Source organism: Sphingomonas phoenicis, from assembly GCF_047238005.1.
Lineage (GTDB): Bacteria > Pseudomonadota > Alphaproteobacteria > Sphingomonadales > Sphingomonadaceae > Sphingomonas.
Genome location: NZ_JBDFMC010000002.1, coordinates 1,400,537 through 1,416,774, shown reverse-complemented (window position 1 = coordinate 1,416,774; position 16,238 = coordinate 1,400,537). Strand labels below are relative to the sequence as shown.

The following is a 16,238-nucleotide window of genomic DNA, read 5'->3' as shown; positions in this document are numbered from 1 at the left end:
CGTAGGGATATAGCGGCCTTGTCTGCGCTGCCGGCGTGAGCCAAGGCGGGATGATGGACCCGCTGGACCGTATCGCCGCCGCGCTGGAGCGCCTGTCGCCGCCGCCGGTACCGGCGGCGGATCCGCGGGGGCATCCGGCCTATCGCTGGACGGGCGGGACGCTGGTGGCGGGGCGGGCATTCGCGCCGGTGCCGACCGCGCGGCTGATCGGGATCGATCGCCAGAAGGCGGCGCTGATCGACAATCTTCGCAGGCTTGCCAAGGGCTTCGCTGCGCACGACGTGCTGCTGTGGGGTGCGCGGGGGACGGGGAAGTCGGCGCTGGTGAAGAGCGCGGTCGCCGCGGTGCAGGCGGAGGGCGGGGAACTGGCGCTGGTCGAGGTGGCGGCGCTGGCCGACCTGCCGGCGGCGTTCGCTGCCCTGGCCCCGATCGAGCGAGGATTCGCCTTGTTTATCGATGACTTGGGCGTGGATGCCCCGGGCGAGGCGCGGGCGTTGCGGTCGGTGCTGGAGGGCGGGGCGGAGCCGCGGCCGGGGAATGTGCGGGTGCTGGTGACGGCCAATCGCCGCCATCTCCAGCCCCGCGACATCGCCGAGCAGGAGAGCGCGATCAACCCCAGGGATTCGGTCGACGATCACCTGGCACTGGCCGACCGGTTCGGATTAAGCCTTGGCTTTCATGCACTTGACCAGGACGGTTACCTCGCGATCGTCCGTGCCTATGCCGCCGCGTATGACCTGCCGGTCGATCCCGACATGGCGGTGCGGTGGGCGACGCAGCGGGGAAGTCGTTCCGGCAGAGTGGCCTGGCAGTATATCGTCGAGCTGGCCGGGCAGCATGGCAAGGCGATCTAGCCGAGTGCCTCCAGCTGCTCGGCGAGGTCCAACCATCTGATTTCGGCTGCTTCCTTCTCTGCCCGTGCCTTGTCGATCGCCTGGGTCAGCTGCGCGAACCGCTTGGGGTCGCGAGTGTAGAGATCGGGGTCGGCGAGGACCGCCTCGTCGCGCGCGATGGCCGCCTCGATCTGCTCTATGTGCTTGGGCAACAAGTCGAAATCGCGCTGGTCCTTGTACGACAGCTTGCGCGCCGGGGTGGCCGGGGGCCGGGGAGCGGCCCTGACCGCCTTCTTCGCCTCGACACGCGGTTTTCGGCGGCGTTCCCAGTCCTCGTAACCGCCCGCGACCACGTCAACTGTTCCTTGACCGTCAAGGCCAAGCGTCACCGTCACCGTCCGGTCGAGAAAGTCGCGATCGTGGCTGACGATCAGCACGGTGCCGTCGTAATCGCCGATCACCTCCTGAAGCAGGTCCAGCGTCTCGAGGTCGAGATCGTTGGTCGGTTCGTCGAGCACGAGGAGGTTCGACGCGCGGGCGAACTCGCGCGCCAGCAGCAGGCGCGAGCGTTCGCCGCCCGACAACGTGCCGACCTTCGCCTCCGCCAGTGCAGGGTCGAACAGGAATTCCTTCAGATAGCCGTGGATGTGCTTGCGGCTGCCCAGCACGTCGATCCAGTCGCCGCCATCGGCCAGCACGTCGCGGACGGTCTTGTCGGGCGCCATCAGGCTGCGCTGCTGGTCGATGACGATCCCGTCGAGCGTCTTCGCCAGCTTCACGCTGCCGCCGTCGGGCTGCAACTCGCCGGTCAGCAGCTTCAGCAGCGTGCTCTTGCCCGCGCCGTTGGCACCGACGATGCCGATGCGGTCGCCGCGGGTGACGCGCAGGGTGAGGTCGCGGATGATCGTGCGGTCGCCATAGCTTTTCGACACATGCTCCGCGTCGATCACCACCTTCGACCGGCCGTCCTCGTGCCCCAGCGCGATCGCGGCGGTACCCTGCGGCCCCTCCATCGCCGCGCGCTCGGCCCGCATCTCCTTCAGCTTGGCCAGGCGCCCCTGATTGCGGCGGCGACGGCCGGTGACGCCGCGCTGCAGCCAGTGCTCCTCGATCTTCAGCTTGGCGTCGAGCCGTTCGGCATTGCGTGCCTCCTCGGCGAAGACCTGCTCGGTCCATGCCTCGAACCCGCCGAAGCCGATCTCGGCCCGACGGACGGTGCCGCGGTCCAGCCACAGCGTCTGGCGGGTCAGCCGGGTGAGGAAGGTACGATCGTGGCTGATGACGACGAACGCGCCGGTGTAGCGGCCAAGCCACCCCTCCAGCCAGTCGATCGCGACGATGTCGAGATGGTTGGTCGGCTCGTCGAGGAGCAGCACGTCGGGCTCCAGCGCCAGCGCGCGGACGATCGCGGCGCGACGCCGCTCGCCGCCCGACGCCGAGGCCGCCTCGCGGTCGAGGTCGATGCCGAGCTGGTCGGCGATCGCGTTCGCTTCGTGCACGGCAGGTGCCGCGTCGCCCGCCAGCACATAATCGCGCAGCGTCGCGAAGCGGGAGACGTCGGGATCCTGTTCCAGCATCACCACGCGCGTGCCGGGCACGGTGGTGCGGCGACCCTCGTCAGGCTCGATACTGCCGGCCAGCAGGCGCAGCAGCGTGCTCTTGCCCGCACCGTTGCGGCCGATCAGCGCGAGCCGGTCGCGCTGGCCGATATGGATGTCGAGCCCGCGGAAGAGCCAGCCCGACCCCTGCACGAGACCGAGATTTTCGTAGGAGAGAACAGGTGCGGCCATGGCCGCGGGAACTAGGCGTGCAGCGCACCATTCACAACGGGTTCAATGGCCATTAGTTATCGGTCCCGCCCATGAAGATCCCCGCCCTCCTCGCGCTGATGGCCGCCGGCCTGCCCCTGACCGGGTGTGGACCCGTCGATGCGCAGAAGCGCGGCGACCAGATGCAGGTGTTCGACGGCCGCCGGCAGGGACGATTGATGCCGCTGCGCGAGATCGAGCGCCGGGTGGTGCCGGCCATGGGCGATGCCGAGTATCTGGGATCCGACTTCGACGGGGCGAGCGCGGTGTACACGCTGAAGTTCCTGCGGGACGGCAACGTCATCTGGGTCGACGTCGATGCGCGGTCGGGGCAGATCGTGGGTCGCACCGGCCGATGACGACCATCATGTCCAGACCGGCAATCGATTCATCACGGGACACCCCCGACGCGAGATAGTCATTCCTACCCCGTAATGACCGTGTTAACGATTCGTTAACCGATCCGTGAAAGGTCGGATTAACGAAATCCGGTTCGACAAAGGGGTACGACATGAAGAAGATTCTGGGCGCGGTGGCCGCCGCGGCGCTGGCACTGACCGCGCAGGTCGCCTCCGCCGCGACGACCTTCAGCTTTTCGTTTTCCGGGACCACGACGGCCGGCGCCCTGTCCGGCAGCGGCACGTTCGGCGCCGAACTGGTGGATGGGTCGAGCACCGTTTACGAGATCAAGACGGCCGAGGGCGCGCTGGCGCTGGGTGGTGTTTCCCGCACCATCAAGGATCTGGGATTTCTGACCGATCCCGTATCGGGCGATGAAACGGGCAACTTCATTACGGTCGACGACGCAGGCGCGTCGCTGTTGAGCCTCGTCCTGACGTTCAACAATAACAGTGAATTCGCGGCGTTCGCCCTGGGCGATATAGCAGCCGGCTTCCTGAACCAGCAGGAGTTCGAAGGCACGGCGCAGTTCGACGTCGCGGCCGTGCCAGAACCGTCGACCTGGGCGATGATGCTGCTGGGCTTCGGCGCGGTCGGCGTGGCGCTGCGCCGTCGCCGGATGTCGGTGGCACTCGCCGCCTGAGGTCGCCGGCCAGCCGAGCGATGCACCCGCGGATCGCCCGCGGGCGTTAAGCCACGCGACAGCGGCAATTCCGTATCGGCCGGCTCCGTGTTAGCGGATGCCGGCCGTTTTCGTATCGGTGAGGAGAGACAATGCGCGTTCTGATCGTCGAGGACGAACCGAATCTGGGGCAGCAGCTGCGAAATACGCTGGAGGGGGCAGGTTATGCCGTCGACCTGGCGACTGATGGCGAGGAGGGGCATTATCTGGGCTCCACCGAAAGCTACGATGCGATCGTACTGGATCTGGGCCTGCCCGAGATCGACGGGCTGACCGTACTGGACCGCTGGCGCAAGGAGGGGCGGACCGCCCCGGTGCTGGTGCTGACGGCGCGCGACAGCTGGTCCGACAAGGTCGCCGGGCTAGATGCGGGCGCCGACGATTATGTCGCCAAGCCGTTCCAGACCGAGGAGCTGATCGCCCGCCTGCGCGCGCTGATCCGCCGCGCATCGGGCAACGCCTCGTCCGAACTGACCGCCGGCGACGTGCGGCTGGACACCCGGTCGGGCAAGGTGACCAAGGCCGGCGAGCCGGTGAAGCTGACCGCGCAGGAATACAAGCTGCTGAGCTACCTGCTGCACCACAAGGGCAAGGTGGTGAGCCGGACCGAGCTGATCGAGCATATCTACGATCAGGATTTCGACCGCGATTCGAACACGATCGAGGTGTTCGTCACGCGCATCCGCAAGAAGCTGGGGCAGGACGTCATCACCACGATCCGCGGTCTCGGCTACAGCCTGGAAGACCCGGATGCCTGACGGGGCGTTCGCAGACTCGCGGAAGGGCGGGTTTGACGACGGTACCGGCCCGCTCCCCCGCCCCGCTGCCCGCCGCTCACCGCGGATGGGCGACGGGGCAGGGGAGCGGGCCGGCATCGCGATGCGGGTTCCGGCCGGGCGATGAACGGTTTCCGGACGCGGATGGCGGCGACCGGGTCGCTGTCGCGCCGCATGATCCTGATCGCGGCGGGATGGATCACCGTGCTGCTGGCGGGTGGCGGCTTCGCGCTAGATCGGGTGCTGGTGTCGGCGGTGACGCGCAATTTCGACGACCAGCTTGAATATGTGATGAAGTCGCTGATCCTGTCGGCCGAGATCGGGCCGGACGGCGAGGTGATCTTCCTGAGGGAGGCGGCCGACCAGCAGTTTCTGGAGCCGAATTCCGGGTTGTACTGGCAGGTGTCGGCGCCAAAGCACGAGCCGTTTCCGTCGCGATCGCTATGGGATCGGCGGCTGGCCTATGGCGCCCCGCACTACGACCGGTTGGTCCATAACTACGACAGCAACCAGTTCGGCGCGGAGAAGCTGCGCATCGTCGAGCGCGACGTGCGGCTGCCGGGTTCGCCGGTGCGCTGGCGGTTCCAGGTGGCGCAGAGCCGCGACGGACTGGACGGGCAGATCCAGGTGCTGCGGCGGACGCTGGTGCGGTCGTTCGCGCTGCTGGGGCTCGGCCTGATCGCGCTGGCGGCGCTGCAGACCTTCTATGGCCTGTGGCCGCTGCGCAAGGTGCGCGCCGAGATCGCGCGGATGCGGGCGGGCCAGTCGACCCGCGTGTCGGATGCGATGCCCGACGAGGTCAGCCCGATGGTGGAAGAACTCAACGCGCTGGTCGAGCATAACGAGCGGCAGGCGGAGGAGGCGCGGCGCCACGCCGGCAACCTGGCGCACGCGCTGAAGACGCCATTGACCGTCATCATGAACGCAGCGACCGCACAGGCGGACGATCTGGCGGACACGGTGATCCGCGAGGCCCGGACGATGCGACGGCAGGTCGACCATCATCTGGCGCGGGCGCGGGCGGTGGGGCGGCGCGGTTCCGCCCATAGTCGCGCCGCGGTGTGGCCGAGCCTGGAATCGGTGGAGCGCGCGGTGGCGCGGCTGTACCGCCATGTCCGCATCGACGTGACCGGGCCCAGGGACCTGTCGGTCCATGTCGAGCGACAGGATCTGGACGAGATGCTGGGCAACCTGATCGAGAACGCCGCCAAATATGGCGGCGGCAGCGTGTTCGTGACGGTGGCGGCCGAGGCCGGGTTCGTCGAGATCCTGGTCGAGGACGACGGCACCGGCATTCCCGAGGAGGACCGGGTGCGGATCTTCGACCGGGGCGTGCGGCTGGATACCGGCAAGCCGGGCACCGGGCTGGGCCTGGCGATCGTGCGCGACGTGGCCGAGATCTACGAGGGGACGGTCACGCTGGAGGAGAGCGAGGATCTGGGCGGGCTGATGGTGCGACTGCGGCTGCCGATCGCATGACGCTGGGCGATAAGATGGCGTGCCTATTTGAAGTTCATCAAACGCACACAAAAGAGATTAACTTTGTTACTGTAGATTGCTGTAGTGTATGCCACACAGCTCTGAGCCAAGCCGCTATTTCCTGACAGAGATATACAAAAGCTGTTCCATTCTCCCGGAGAAGCTGCTGCGGCTCGTGTGCATCTTTGATACCATGGAATGGATCTAGATTGAGTAGATGCCGATAACGCCGTAATGGGTAAAGAGATCAGCAGCGCCAAAGTGGCCAACTTTATGCTGGTTGATAAACGCGCACGCATTGCATTTCTCACTGCAGCTTACGGCGTAGGAAGTTCTACATGGCCCGCAGATCTGTCAATACTGCGAATCGCATAATAAAGCGGTGCTATTGTACTTGTTATGTCTGGCGACAGCCTCCATCGTCAGGGTCAGGCTGCGCTTGCGGGCGTCCTGATCCCAGATCGCGCTGGTGACCATCACCTCGTCGACGCCGGTGCGGGCGACGAACGCCTCGATCCCGCGCGCGACGGTGGCGGGGCCGCCGATCGCCGAGCAGGACAGGACCTGATCGATCATCGCCGCCCCTTGCGCGCCCAGCGACGCGCGGTAGCCGGCGACGGGCGGGGGCAGCTGGCGCGGGGCGCCGGTGCGCAGCGCGATGAACGACTGTTGCTGCGACGAGGCGATCAGCTCGCCCTCCGCATCGGTGTCGGCGGCGAAGACGTTGAAGCCGGCCATGGCATAGGGCCGGTCGAGCACCGCCGACGGGCGGAAGGTGCGGCGGTAGGTCTCCAGCGCCTGGTCGAGCGCGTCGGGCGCGAAGTGCGAGGCGAAGGCATAGGGCAGGCCAAGCGCGGCGGCGACCTGCGCACCGTAGAGGCTGGAGCCGAGGATCCACAATGCAGGCTTCGCACCGGCACCGGGGGTGGCGACGATGCCGGTCTGGCCGTCATCGGCGAAATAGCTTTGCAGCTCCAGCACGTCCTGCGGAAAGGCGTTGGGATCGCTGTCGAGGGTGCGGCGCATCGCGCGGGCGACACGCTGGTCGCTGCCGGGCGCGCGGCCCAGCCCCAGGTCGATGCGGCCGGGGAACAGCGCATCGAGGGTGCCGAACTGCTCGGCGATCACCAGCGGGGCGTGGTTGGGTAGCATGATGCCGCCGGCGCCGACCCGGATCGAGCGGGTGGCGGCGGCGATGTGGCCGATGACGACCGCCGTCGCGGCGGAGGCGATGCCGGTCATGCCGTGATGCTCGGCCACCCAGTAGCGGTCGAAGCCCACCGCCTCGGCATGGGCGGCGAGATCGGCGGCGCGGGCGAGTGCATCGGCGACGCTGCCGCCTTCGACGACGGGGACGAGATCGAGGAACGAGTATCGGGTCATGCGGCCAAGATGGGGAGGCGGGGCCGAAATCCCAGCAAGCGAATGTTTACGCGTCAGAACCCCAGCGAATAGCGTAGCGCCATGCCGTAATCGTCGGCGAGGTCGGCGATGTTGCCGGGGTCGCGGCGCCAGTAGAGATTGGCCTGCGCGGTGCCCGGTCCCATTATCAGGGCGTAGCGGCCCTCGACGTCCAGCTCGCGGCCCCGCGGCGCCAGGTTCAGCCGCTGCGTCGTGAAGGTCGCGACCGAGCGGGTGTCGTAGTCCCACAGCGTCGGCAGCGCGATGTCGAGCCCGCCGCTCGACACGCGCAGCGGCTGCGACAGGCGCAGGCCCAGGCTGTCGCCGCCGAACACCCCGTCCTTGCCGATATCGGCGGCGAACGCGCCGGTGCGGATCAGGCCGTCGCCGGCGAGCCCGGCGCGCACGCTGCCGCGCGTCCAGCCGCGACGCAGCGATCCGCCCAGCGTCCAGCCGGTGCCCAGATCGGCGCGCGCGGCGGCGGTGGCGAACCAGCTGGTGGCCCGCGCGGCGCCCAGCCCGGCATCGAAGCTGGCGCCGAGCAGCGTCTCGCGCTCGTCCAGCCGCTCGGCGCCGAGTCGCACGCCGATCGCGCCGACCTGCCGGTCGAGGGTGAGCGACAGGCGGTCGAAGCGAGGCTGGGGCTGCGACGACAGCGGGCGATAGCGGCGGACGACGCCCTGTTCGACCGCGGCGGTCAGGCCGATGCCGCCGATCCGCTGACGCACCGCGCCCGCCGTCTGCGCGGCACCGTCGAAGCCGAGGGCGCGGGTGTCGGCGACCAGAAAGGCCGGCTCGTGCTGGCCGGCGAGCTGCGCAACCAGCGAGCCGGCGCCCGAGGAGAAGGCGAGGCCGAACGACAGCGACGACCCGATCCGCCGGGTCACCGTGCCGGCGATCACGCGCGCGGCGGCGGCATCGCGCATGCCCAGCCGGGTCGGCTGCGCCGTCCAGTCGGCGCCGGGGCGGACCGGGGCGAGCGTCATCGACACGGTGGTGCCGCCGACCGCGGCCGCGACCTGCCGCCCGCCGACCCGCAGCGCGCGGTTCAGCGCGGGCACCGGACCGGTCCGCGCGATCGTGCCGGCGAGATCGATCGCGAAAGCGCGGTCGAACCCGTCGAGGATCACGGCACCCAGCCCGCTGGTGCGCGCATCGCCCATCGGTGCCGACAGCGTCGCGTTGGTCGCCATCGACACCGCGACGCCGGTGCCCGCGACCGACGTGGCGCCGACCGGCTGGAACGCGCGCGTCAGGTCGATCACGCCGTTGCCATAGACCGGGTCGACCCCCGCCGCGCCGGCATCGCGCGCGGTACGGAACAGCAGCTGGACGATCTGCGCGCCCGACAGGTTGGGGAACGCCTGCGCCAGCAGCGCCACCGCGCCCGAGATCTGCGGCGCGGCGAAGGAGGTGCCGGACCAGAGGAAGGGCGTCCCCGTCTCGTCGGGGGCGCGTACCCGTTCGCCGACCGCGGTCAGGTAGAAGGCGGCGGCGGAGCCCGCCCGGTCGCTGAACGACGAGATCGCGTCGGTGGCGCCGACCGAGCCGGCGACGATCACCTGCCCGCGCGCGACCGCCGCGTTGGTAGCGACCGCGGCGAAGCTGTCGGGATTGTCGGTGCCGTCGTTGCCCGCCGAGATGACGACGACGATCCCCGCCGCGGTCGCGCGGCCGATCGCGTTCTGGAGCTGCGCGGGCATGTTGGTGCCGCCCAGCGACAGGTTGATGACCCGCGCGCCGGCGGTGCGCGCGATATCGATGCCGCGGGCGATTGCATCGGACCCGAACTTGCAGCCGCTGTCCTTGTCGTCGTCCGTGGCGGTCGCGCAGCTGCCCGGCCGATCGGCGCGCAGCGCGATCACCGTGGCGTCGAAGGCGACGCCGTGCGACCCGGCGCCGTTGCGGCGGCCGGCGGCGGTGAAGGCGACGGCGGTGCCGTGGCCATCCTCGTCATCGGCCGAGGCGTTGCCGGCGACATCGGCGGAGGCGGCGGACACGCGGCCGCCGAATTCCTCGCTCTGCAGATCGATGCCGCTGTCGACGATGCCGATGCCGATGCCGGCCCCGGTCGCGCCGCGCGAGTAGGACGACAGCGCGTTCATCGACACGGCACCGACCGTCGCGCGATATTCGGCCGTATCGTAGTTGGTGGCCGAAGGCGTCGGCGTGGGAGCCGGGGTCTGTACCGGCGTCGGCGTCGGAGCGGGCGTGGCGACCGGATCGGGGATCTGCGCGCTGGGTGGCGTGGGCGTGCTGCCGACGCCGCCCCCCCCGCCGCAGGCCGCGATCAGGAGCGGCCCGACCAGAGCGGCGGTACGCAGCAGAATCGATCGGGGCTTCATCTGCGCGGCTTTAACTCACTGGGTCCTAATCGGTCATTATCGGCAATCGGAGGCTGGTCAAAGGATTGATCGCTGACGAGGGCCAAGCGGCAGTGGCGTGCCCGCCTTGCCGGGCGGCACCGCCTTGCCTACAGCCGCGCGCGATGATCGAGCGCCTCGCCCATGTCCGCACCTGGATCTTCGATCTCGACAATACGCTGTACCCGGCCAGTGCCGACCTGTTCGCGCGCATCGATGCGCGGATGACCGCGTTCATCGGCGAGCTGCTGGGTGTCGACCCGGTCGAGGCGCGGCGGGTGCAGAAGGCGTATTTCATCGGCCATGGCACGACGCTGGCCGGGCTGATGGCGGATCACGGCGTCGATCCGCACGCGTTCCTGGATTACGTGCACGATATCGAGATGGACGTGCTGGAGACGGACGCGCCCCTGGCCGCAGCGATCGCGCGGCTGCCGGGACGCAAGCTGGTCTTCACCAACGGCGACCGGCCCTATGCATTGAAGGTCCTCGACCGGCTGGGACTGGGCGGCAGTTTCGAGGCGGTGCACGACATCCACGCGATGGATCTGGTGCCCAAGCCGCACCCGGCAGCCTATGACGGGTTGTGTGCCGCGTTCGGCATCGATCCGGCGACGGCGCTGTTCGTCGAGGACATGGCGCGCAACCTGAAGCCGGCCAAGGCGATCGGCATGACCACCGTGTGGGTCGACAACGGGTCCGAACAGGATCCCGACGCGACCCGCGATTACGTAGATTTCCATGTCCACGCGCTGGCGCCGTGGCTCGAGTCCATTCTGGAGACATCATGACCGACCTGTCCACGATCATCGACGCCGCGTGGGACGATCGCGCAAGCCTGGGCCTCGACACCGGCGGCGAGGTGCGCAGCGCGGTCGATCGCGCGCTCGCGCTGCTCGACGCGGGTGAGGTGCGGGTCGCGGAGCCGGACGGCGATGGCGGCTGGCGCGTCAACCAGTGGCTGAAGAAGGCGGTGCTGCTGTCGTTCCGACTGAACGACAATGTCGTGACGGGCGGCGGCCCGGGCGAGCTTCCGGGGTTCGACAAGGTGCCCTCGAAGTTCGCCGGCTGGGGCGAGGATGCGTTCCGCGCGGCAGGGTTCCGGGCCGTGCCGGGCAGCGTCGTGCGCCGCGGCGCCTTCATCGGCAAGGGCGCGATCCTGATGCCGAGCTTCGTCAACATCGGCGCGCATGTCGGCGAGGGGACGATGGTCGACACCTGGGCGACGGTGGGATCGTGCGCGCAGATCGGGCGGAACGTCCACCTGTCGGGCGGGGCCGGGATCGGCGGCGTGCTGGAGCCGTTGCAGGCCGATCCGGTCATCATCGGTGACGGCGCCTTCATCGGTGCGCGCGCCGAGGTGGCCGAGGGAGTGCGCGTGGGCGAGGGCGCGGTGCTGTCGATGGGCGTGTATCTGGGCGCGTCGACCAAGATCGTCGATCGCGAGACCGGCGAGGTCCTGAAGGGCGAGGTGCCCCCCTATGCCGTCGTGGTGCCGGGATCGATCGGCGGCGGCGACGGCAAGCCGGCGTTGTACTGCGCGGTGATCGTCAAGCGGGTCGATGCGCAGACGCGGTCGAAGACGAGCATCAACGATCTGTTGCGCGACTGATCGGGGCGGCCGATCGCGTCAGCGGGGAGGGGGAACCTCTCCACCGGGTTCCGGCGAGCGACGGGACCCAGAGCAGAGCAGAAGGATCGCCGTCGCGCCTTTGGCCTTGGGCTCCTGCTGGTGCAGGAGCACGGGATCGATCTTCGCCGAGGTTTCGTGAAGGCCGGGGGCGACCGAAGGGGCGGCAGAGAGGGGCGTTGCGCATCGTCAGGCCGCCCCTCCGCTGGACTCCGGCCTTCGCGGGACCTTTGCAAAAGTGTCGTGAGATGATTCACTGATATCCTGCGAGGGTTGTCGGGGACGGGCGATGCATCGTGAGGCGGGGTCGGCGGGGTTTGCGGAAGCGCTGGTGGTGGGCGGCGGGAGTCGGCGGCTGGAGCGGATCGATGGGCTGCTGGATTGGTCGCGGGTGGAGGCGGTGCTGGAGCGGTTGCATGCGAGCGGCACGGGGCGTCCGTCCTATCGGCCGCTGACGTTGCTCAAGGTGCTGCTGCTGGAGAGCTGGTACGGGCTGTCGGATCCGGCGATGGAGGAAGCGCTGGCAGACCGGCTGTCGTTTCGTCGTTTCTGCGGGCTGGCGCTGGACGAGTCGGTTCCCGACCACAGTACGATCAGCCGCTTTCGCAGCCTGCTGGCGGGCGACGGGACGGCCGAGGCGGTCTTTGCCGAAGTGGTGCGCCAACTCGACGGGCATGGACTGGTGGTGAAGGCGGGGACGCTGGTGGATGCGACGCTCATCGCCTCGGCGGCCAGCGAGCCGCCGCGCCAGAAGGGTGGCGGTCGCTCGCCGGTGGACCCGGATGCGACATGGCAGAAGCACGTCAGCGGCAAGGCGTGGTTCGGCTACAAGCTGCATCTCGGGGTCGACCGCCACAGCCTGATCGTGCGCAAGGCGATCCTGACCCCTGCCAATGTTCCCGAGGTCGAGCATGGCCATGACCTCGTCTCGGGCGACGAGGCGGCGGTGTGGGCCGACAAGGGCTATGTCGGTCCGCGCCTGCGCGACCGCCTCGCCCGGCACGGCATTCGCGACCGCACCCAGCAGCGCGCGCAGCGCGGTCATCCGCTCAACCCCCGGCAGAAACAGCGCAACGCCCTGATCGGCCGGGTACGCGGACGCATCGAAGGTGTCTTCGGGACCCTCAAGCGATCCTATGGCCTGCACCGCATGCGCTTCATGGGGCTTGCCCGAAACCGCTGCGCGACCTTGCTCGTCCTGACCGCCTGGAATCTGGGCCGGGCCGTCGCCCGCACCTGAGCCGTCGCCGTCTGCCGACCCGACCGTCGGCCCCCGGCTCGCTCAGACGATACCCGATCGCCCGAAACAAGGCCCGCCCGCATGCCGAGCCGTCGTCGACCTGCCATCAAACGTGCCACGACCGCGCTTTTGCAAACGTCCCGCCTTCGCCGGGGTGGTGCTTCATCCTGTGTGAATCGCACTCTAAAGATCGGGCAGCACCTGATCGGCGATGCCCCAGCCGGCGAGTGAGCGGCCGTTGGCGAGGTCGAGCAGTGTCGCGGTGTCGCGGACGCTCCAGCGGGCGGCGGTGTCGATGTCGCGCAGTTCGGTCCATGATACCGGGGCGGCGACCGGAGCGCCGGCACGGGCGCGGGCGGAAAAGGGCATGATCGCGGTGCTGCCGCGCTGGTTGCGCAGCCAGTCGATGAAGATGCGGCCCTTGCGCTTCGCCTTGGCCATGGTGGCGACGAAGCGTTCGGGTTCGGCCTGCGCCAGCGCCTGGGCGAAGCGGCTGGCGAAATCCTTCACCGCGGGCCATTCCGCCTGCGGGCGGAGCGGGACGACGACATGGACGCCCTTGCCACCCGACAGCAGCGGGAAGCTGACGAGGCCCAGCTCGGCCAGCTGCTCCTTCAGATGCTCGGCGGCCTTTTTCGTTTCCGCGAAGCCCAGCCCCTCGTCGGGATCGAGATCGAAGACCAGACGGTCGGGCCGCTCCAGCGCCTCGATCCGCGAGCCCCAGCCATGGAACTCGATCGAGCCCATCTGGACGCAGGCGACCAGCCCGTCGGCGTCGTCGACCCAGAGATAATTCTCGGTCGACCCGTCCTTCTCGCGCACGGGAACCTGATGCACGGCATCGCCGAAGCTGCCGGCATCGTGCTTTTGAAAGAAGCAGGCGCGGGCGCGACCCTGCGGACAGCGGACCAGGCTGACCGGGCGGTGGCCGGTCCAGGGCAGCATGATCGAGGAGACGGCGGCGTAATAGTCGGCCAGCTCGCCCTTGGTCACGTTCGATTCGGGGAAGATGACGCGGTCGCGGTTGCTGACCTTGATCGTCGAGGCCGGGGTGGCGGGCGTGTCCGCCGGAACCTCGTCGACGACCTCGTCGGCCGGTTTGTCGCCGCGCAGGCCGACGAAGCTGGCGTGGCGGAGCATGCCGTCGGGCGTGATCTCGGCAAAGGCGATCTCTGCGACCAGCCTGGGCGTGACCCAGCGGGCACCGCGCACCGCCGCCCGCGGCGCCTCCACGGGCGCGCTCTTGCGGGCCAGGCGTTCCAGCCTGGGCGCGAGATCGTCGATCGTCGCCTGGGTGAAGCCGGTGCCGACCTTGCCCCGATAGACGAAGCCGTCGCCGCGACGAACGCCGAGGAGGAGCGAGGCGAAGCCGCGGCGCTTCGTCGAGGGTTGCCAGCCGACGATCACGAACTCCTGCCGGGCGATGCACTTCGCCTTCAGCCACGACTTGCTGCGGCCGCTGCGATAGGGGGCGTCGGCGCGTTTGGAGACGATGCCCTCCAGCCCCTCGTCGCACATCTGCGCGAACAGCTGTTCGCCGGACCCCGCGACATGCTCGGAAAAGCGGAGCGCGTCGCCGTCGTCGCCGATGAGAGCGCGCAGCCGCTCCTTGCGGGTGGTCAGCGGCAGGGGGGACAGATCCTCGCCGTCCTGCTCGATCAGGTCGAATGCGAAGAAGGTCATCGCGCCGCCGTTGGTGATCGCGTCCTTCAGCGTGGCGAAATCGGGCTTGTCGTTCCTGAACGACACGATCTCGCCATCGATCAGCGCGCGACCCGGCAGGGCCGCCACCGCGCCGGCGACATGGGGGAACCTGTCGGTCCAGTCGAGGCCGTTGCGCGTGAAGACCGTGGCCTTGCCGTCGACCAGCGCGACCATGGCGCGATAGCCGTCATATTTGATCTCGTGGAGCCAGCCGGTGCCGGCGGGGACCGCATCGACGAGGGTGCAGAGCTGGGGTTCGCGGAAAGCCGGGAGCCGGCCATCGTCCTTCCTGCCGTGCCGGCGGGGGGCGGAATCCGGTTCGACGGTGCCGGCGACGGGGTTGCCGGCGGCTTCTCCACCGGACCGGCGCCCTCGCCGGGGCGGAGCCTTGGCGGGTTTCCTGCCCTCCGCGATCTCCGCCATCGTCCGGCCCGTCGCGACGCTGGTCAGCGCCTGTTCGACCAGCGCGTCGGTGCCGCCGGCATGAGCGTCGTCGATCTTGCGGAGCAGCCAGTTCTCGCGCTTCTCCTTCGGGCGACCCTTCAGCCGGATCAGCAGCCACTCGCCCTTCATCCGCTCCCCTTCGAGGACGAAGTGCAGATGACCCTTTTCGAGATCCTTCGCGCTCTTGCCCCTGATCGGCGACCAGGTGCCGCGATCCCAGAGCATCACGGTGCCGCCGCCATATTCGCCAGCGGGGATCGTCCCCTCGAACGTGGCATAGGAGAGGGGATGATCCTCGGTCCGCACCGCCAGCCGCTTTTCGGCGGGGTCGAGGCTGGGGCCGCGGGTGACCGCCCAGCTTTTCAGCACGCCGTCCACTTCGAGGCGGAGGTCCCAGTGGAGGCGGGTGGCGTCGTGCTTCTGGACCATGAAGCCGTTGCCATGACCGGGCGCGAGCGTGCCGGCGGGCTCGGCGGTCTTCGCGAAGTCGCGCTTGGCGTTGTAGAGGGCGAGGGGGTCTTCAGCCATCGCGCGCGCCCGTCATGCCGACCCTCTCTGGAAGGGATAAGACAGTGCGATCAGGCACGCTTCTTCGCCGCCGGTTTCCTGGTCGCCGTCTTGGCAGGTGCCTTCTTCGCCGGCGTGGCCTTGGCGGCGGGTTTGTCGCCCATCGACTTGCGCAGCGCGGCCATCAGGTCGACGACGTTCGACGATTTCGGCTCGCCCTTGTCGGTATCCTCGATGATCTTCTTGCCGTTCGCCTTGCGCTTGCGCTCGATCAGGCCCTTCAGCGCATCGACATAGCGGTCGTGGAATTCCTGCGGGTGGAAGGCGGCGGTCTTGCGGTCGATCAGCGCCTCGGCGAGATCGAGCAGCTCGGCATCGGGCTTGTCGTCGGGGATCTCGCGGAAGTAACCCTGCGCCTTGTGCACCTCGTCGGCATAGCGGAGCGTTTCCAGCACCATGCCGCGTCCGCACGGTTTCAGGCTGACGACATATTCGCGGCCGCGCATCGCCAGCTGGCCGAGCCCGACCTTCTTCGTGCGGCGCAGCGCCTCGCGCAGGACGATGAACGCCTCTTCGGCCAGATCGTCGGCCGGGACGACGAAATAGGGCTTCTCATAATAGAGCACGTCGATCTCGCTGGCGTCGACGAACTGGGTCAGCTCCAGCGTCTTCTTCGATTCCAGCTTCACCGCGTCGATCTCGTCCTGTTCGAGGAGGACGTATTCGCCCTTCGACACCTCGTATCCCTTGACGATCTCGTCGAGGTCGACGGGACCGATGCCGGTGACGACCTTCTCGTAACTGATCGGCTTGCCGGTGGGTTCGTGGATCTGGCGGAACGACACGGCGGCACCGCTGCGCGTCGCCGAGTAGATCTCGACCGGGATCGAGACCAGGGCCAGCCTGATCTGTCCCTGCCAATATGCGCGCGCTGCCATGATGTTACACCCCGTTACGACAGCGATTCAATGC

General features: G+C 68.7%; 12 protein-coding genes and 1 pseudogene. 8 read left to right on the top strand and 5 right to left on the bottom strand.

Going from position 1 to position 16,238, the window contains the following annotated elements; genetic code table 11:
• Positions 1-50 precede the first annotated feature (50 nt).
• Positions 51-854 carry an ATP-binding protein gene (locus ABC319_RS08020; protein ID WP_413069716.1) on the top strand — a complete coding sequence of 268 codons (804 nt, stop codon included), beginning with the start codon at positions 51-53 and terminating at the stop codon, positions 852-854.
• On the opposite strand, the gene ABC319_RS08015 is transcribed toward ABC319_RS08020, so the two are convergent.
• A complete protein-coding gene (locus ABC319_RS08015) occupies positions 851-2,623 on the bottom strand; it encodes an ABC-F family ATP-binding cassette domain-containing protein (RefSeq protein WP_413069715.1) in 1,773 nt (590 codons plus the stop codon). The genes ABC319_RS08020 and ABC319_RS08015 overlap by 4 nt on opposite strands.
• A gap of 71 nt (positions 2,624-2,694) precedes the next feature.
• On the opposite strand from ABC319_RS08015, the gene ABC319_RS08010 reads away from it, so the two are divergent.
• From ABC319_RS08010 to ABC319_RS07995, 4 genes and pseudogenes are all read left to right on the top strand, one after another.
• Positions 2,695-3,000, top strand: coding sequence for a PepSY domain-containing protein (locus ABC319_RS08010; protein ID WP_413069714.1), 306 nt, complete (start codon positions 2,695-2,697; stop codon positions 2,998-3,000).
• A 575-nt stretch (positions 3,001-3,575) separates the two neighbouring features.
• A pseudogene (locus tag ABC319_RS19830) lies at positions 3,576-3,683 on the top strand (PEPxxWA-CTERM sorting domain-containing protein); the annotation flags it as partial.
• A gap of 131 nt (positions 3,684-3,814) precedes the next feature.
• Positions 3,815-4,480 (top strand): response regulator transcription factor, encoded by a 666-nt coding sequence (locus ABC319_RS08000; protein WP_413069712.1) that lies wholly within the window; start codon positions 3,815-3,817, stop codon positions 4,478-4,480.
• A gap of 141 nt (positions 4,481-4,621) precedes the next feature.
• Entirely contained in the window at positions 4,622-5,977 is a 1,356-nt protein-coding gene (locus tag ABC319_RS07995) for a sensor histidine kinase (RefSeq protein ID WP_413069711.1), read from the top strand.
• A gap of 354 nt (positions 5,978-6,331) precedes the next feature.
• Here ABC319_RS07995 and ABC319_RS07990 read toward each other — a convergent pair whose 3' ends face one another.
• Positions 6,332-7,360, bottom strand: a complete 1,029-nt coding sequence (locus ABC319_RS07990) for an LLM class flavin-dependent oxidoreductase (protein ID WP_413069710.1) — start codon at positions 7,358-7,360, stop codon at positions 6,332-6,334.
• A gap of 53 nt (positions 7,361-7,413) precedes the next feature.
• The gene (locus tag ABC319_RS07985) at positions 7,414-9,723 is read right to left on the bottom strand and encodes a S8 family serine peptidase (RefSeq protein ID WP_413069709.1); all 2,310 of its coding nucleotides are present in this window, start codon (positions 9,721-9,723) and stop codon (positions 7,414-7,416) included.
• Positions 9,724-9,866: 143 nt separating this feature from the next.
• Here ABC319_RS07985 and ABC319_RS07980 point away from each other — a divergent pair, with 143 nt between their 5' ends.
• The 3 genes from ABC319_RS07980 (at position 9,867) to ABC319_RS07970 (ending at position 12,611) form a co-directional block, all read left to right on the top strand.
• Entirely contained in the window at positions 9,867-10,532 is a 666-nt protein-coding gene (locus tag ABC319_RS07980) for a pyrimidine 5'-nucleotidase (RefSeq protein WP_413069708.1), read from the top strand.
• A complete protein-coding gene (gene dapD, locus ABC319_RS07975) occupies positions 10,529-11,353 on the top strand; it encodes a 2,3,4,5-tetrahydropyridine-2,6-dicarboxylate N-succinyltransferase (protein ID WP_413069707.1) in 825 nt (274 codons plus the stop codon). Before ABC319_RS07980 ends, dapD begins: the two co-directional genes overlap by 4 nt.
• Before the next feature lie 307 nt (positions 11,354-11,660).
• Positions 11,661-12,611: an IS5 family transposase gene (locus ABC319_RS07970; protein ID WP_413069706.1), complete on the top strand. Its 951-nt coding sequence runs from the start codon at positions 11,661-11,663 to the stop codon at positions 12,609-12,611.
• A 183-nt stretch (positions 12,612-12,794) separates the two neighbouring features.
• Here the strand turns inward: ABC319_RS07970 and ligD are convergent, their stop codons facing one another.
• On the bottom strand, positions 12,795-15,287 hold the full coding sequence (gene ligD, locus ABC319_RS07965) for a DNA ligase D (RefSeq protein ID WP_413069705.1): 2,493 nt from the start codon (positions 15,285-15,287) through the stop codon (positions 12,795-12,797).
• A gap of 50 nt (positions 15,288-15,337) precedes the next feature.
• The gene (ku, locus tag ABC319_RS07960; RefSeq protein WP_413069704.1) at positions 15,338-16,204 is read right to left on the bottom strand and encodes a non-homologous end joining protein Ku; all 867 of its coding nucleotides are present in this window, start codon (positions 16,202-16,204) and stop codon (positions 15,338-15,340) included.
• Positions 16,205-16,238 lie beyond the last annotated feature (34 nt).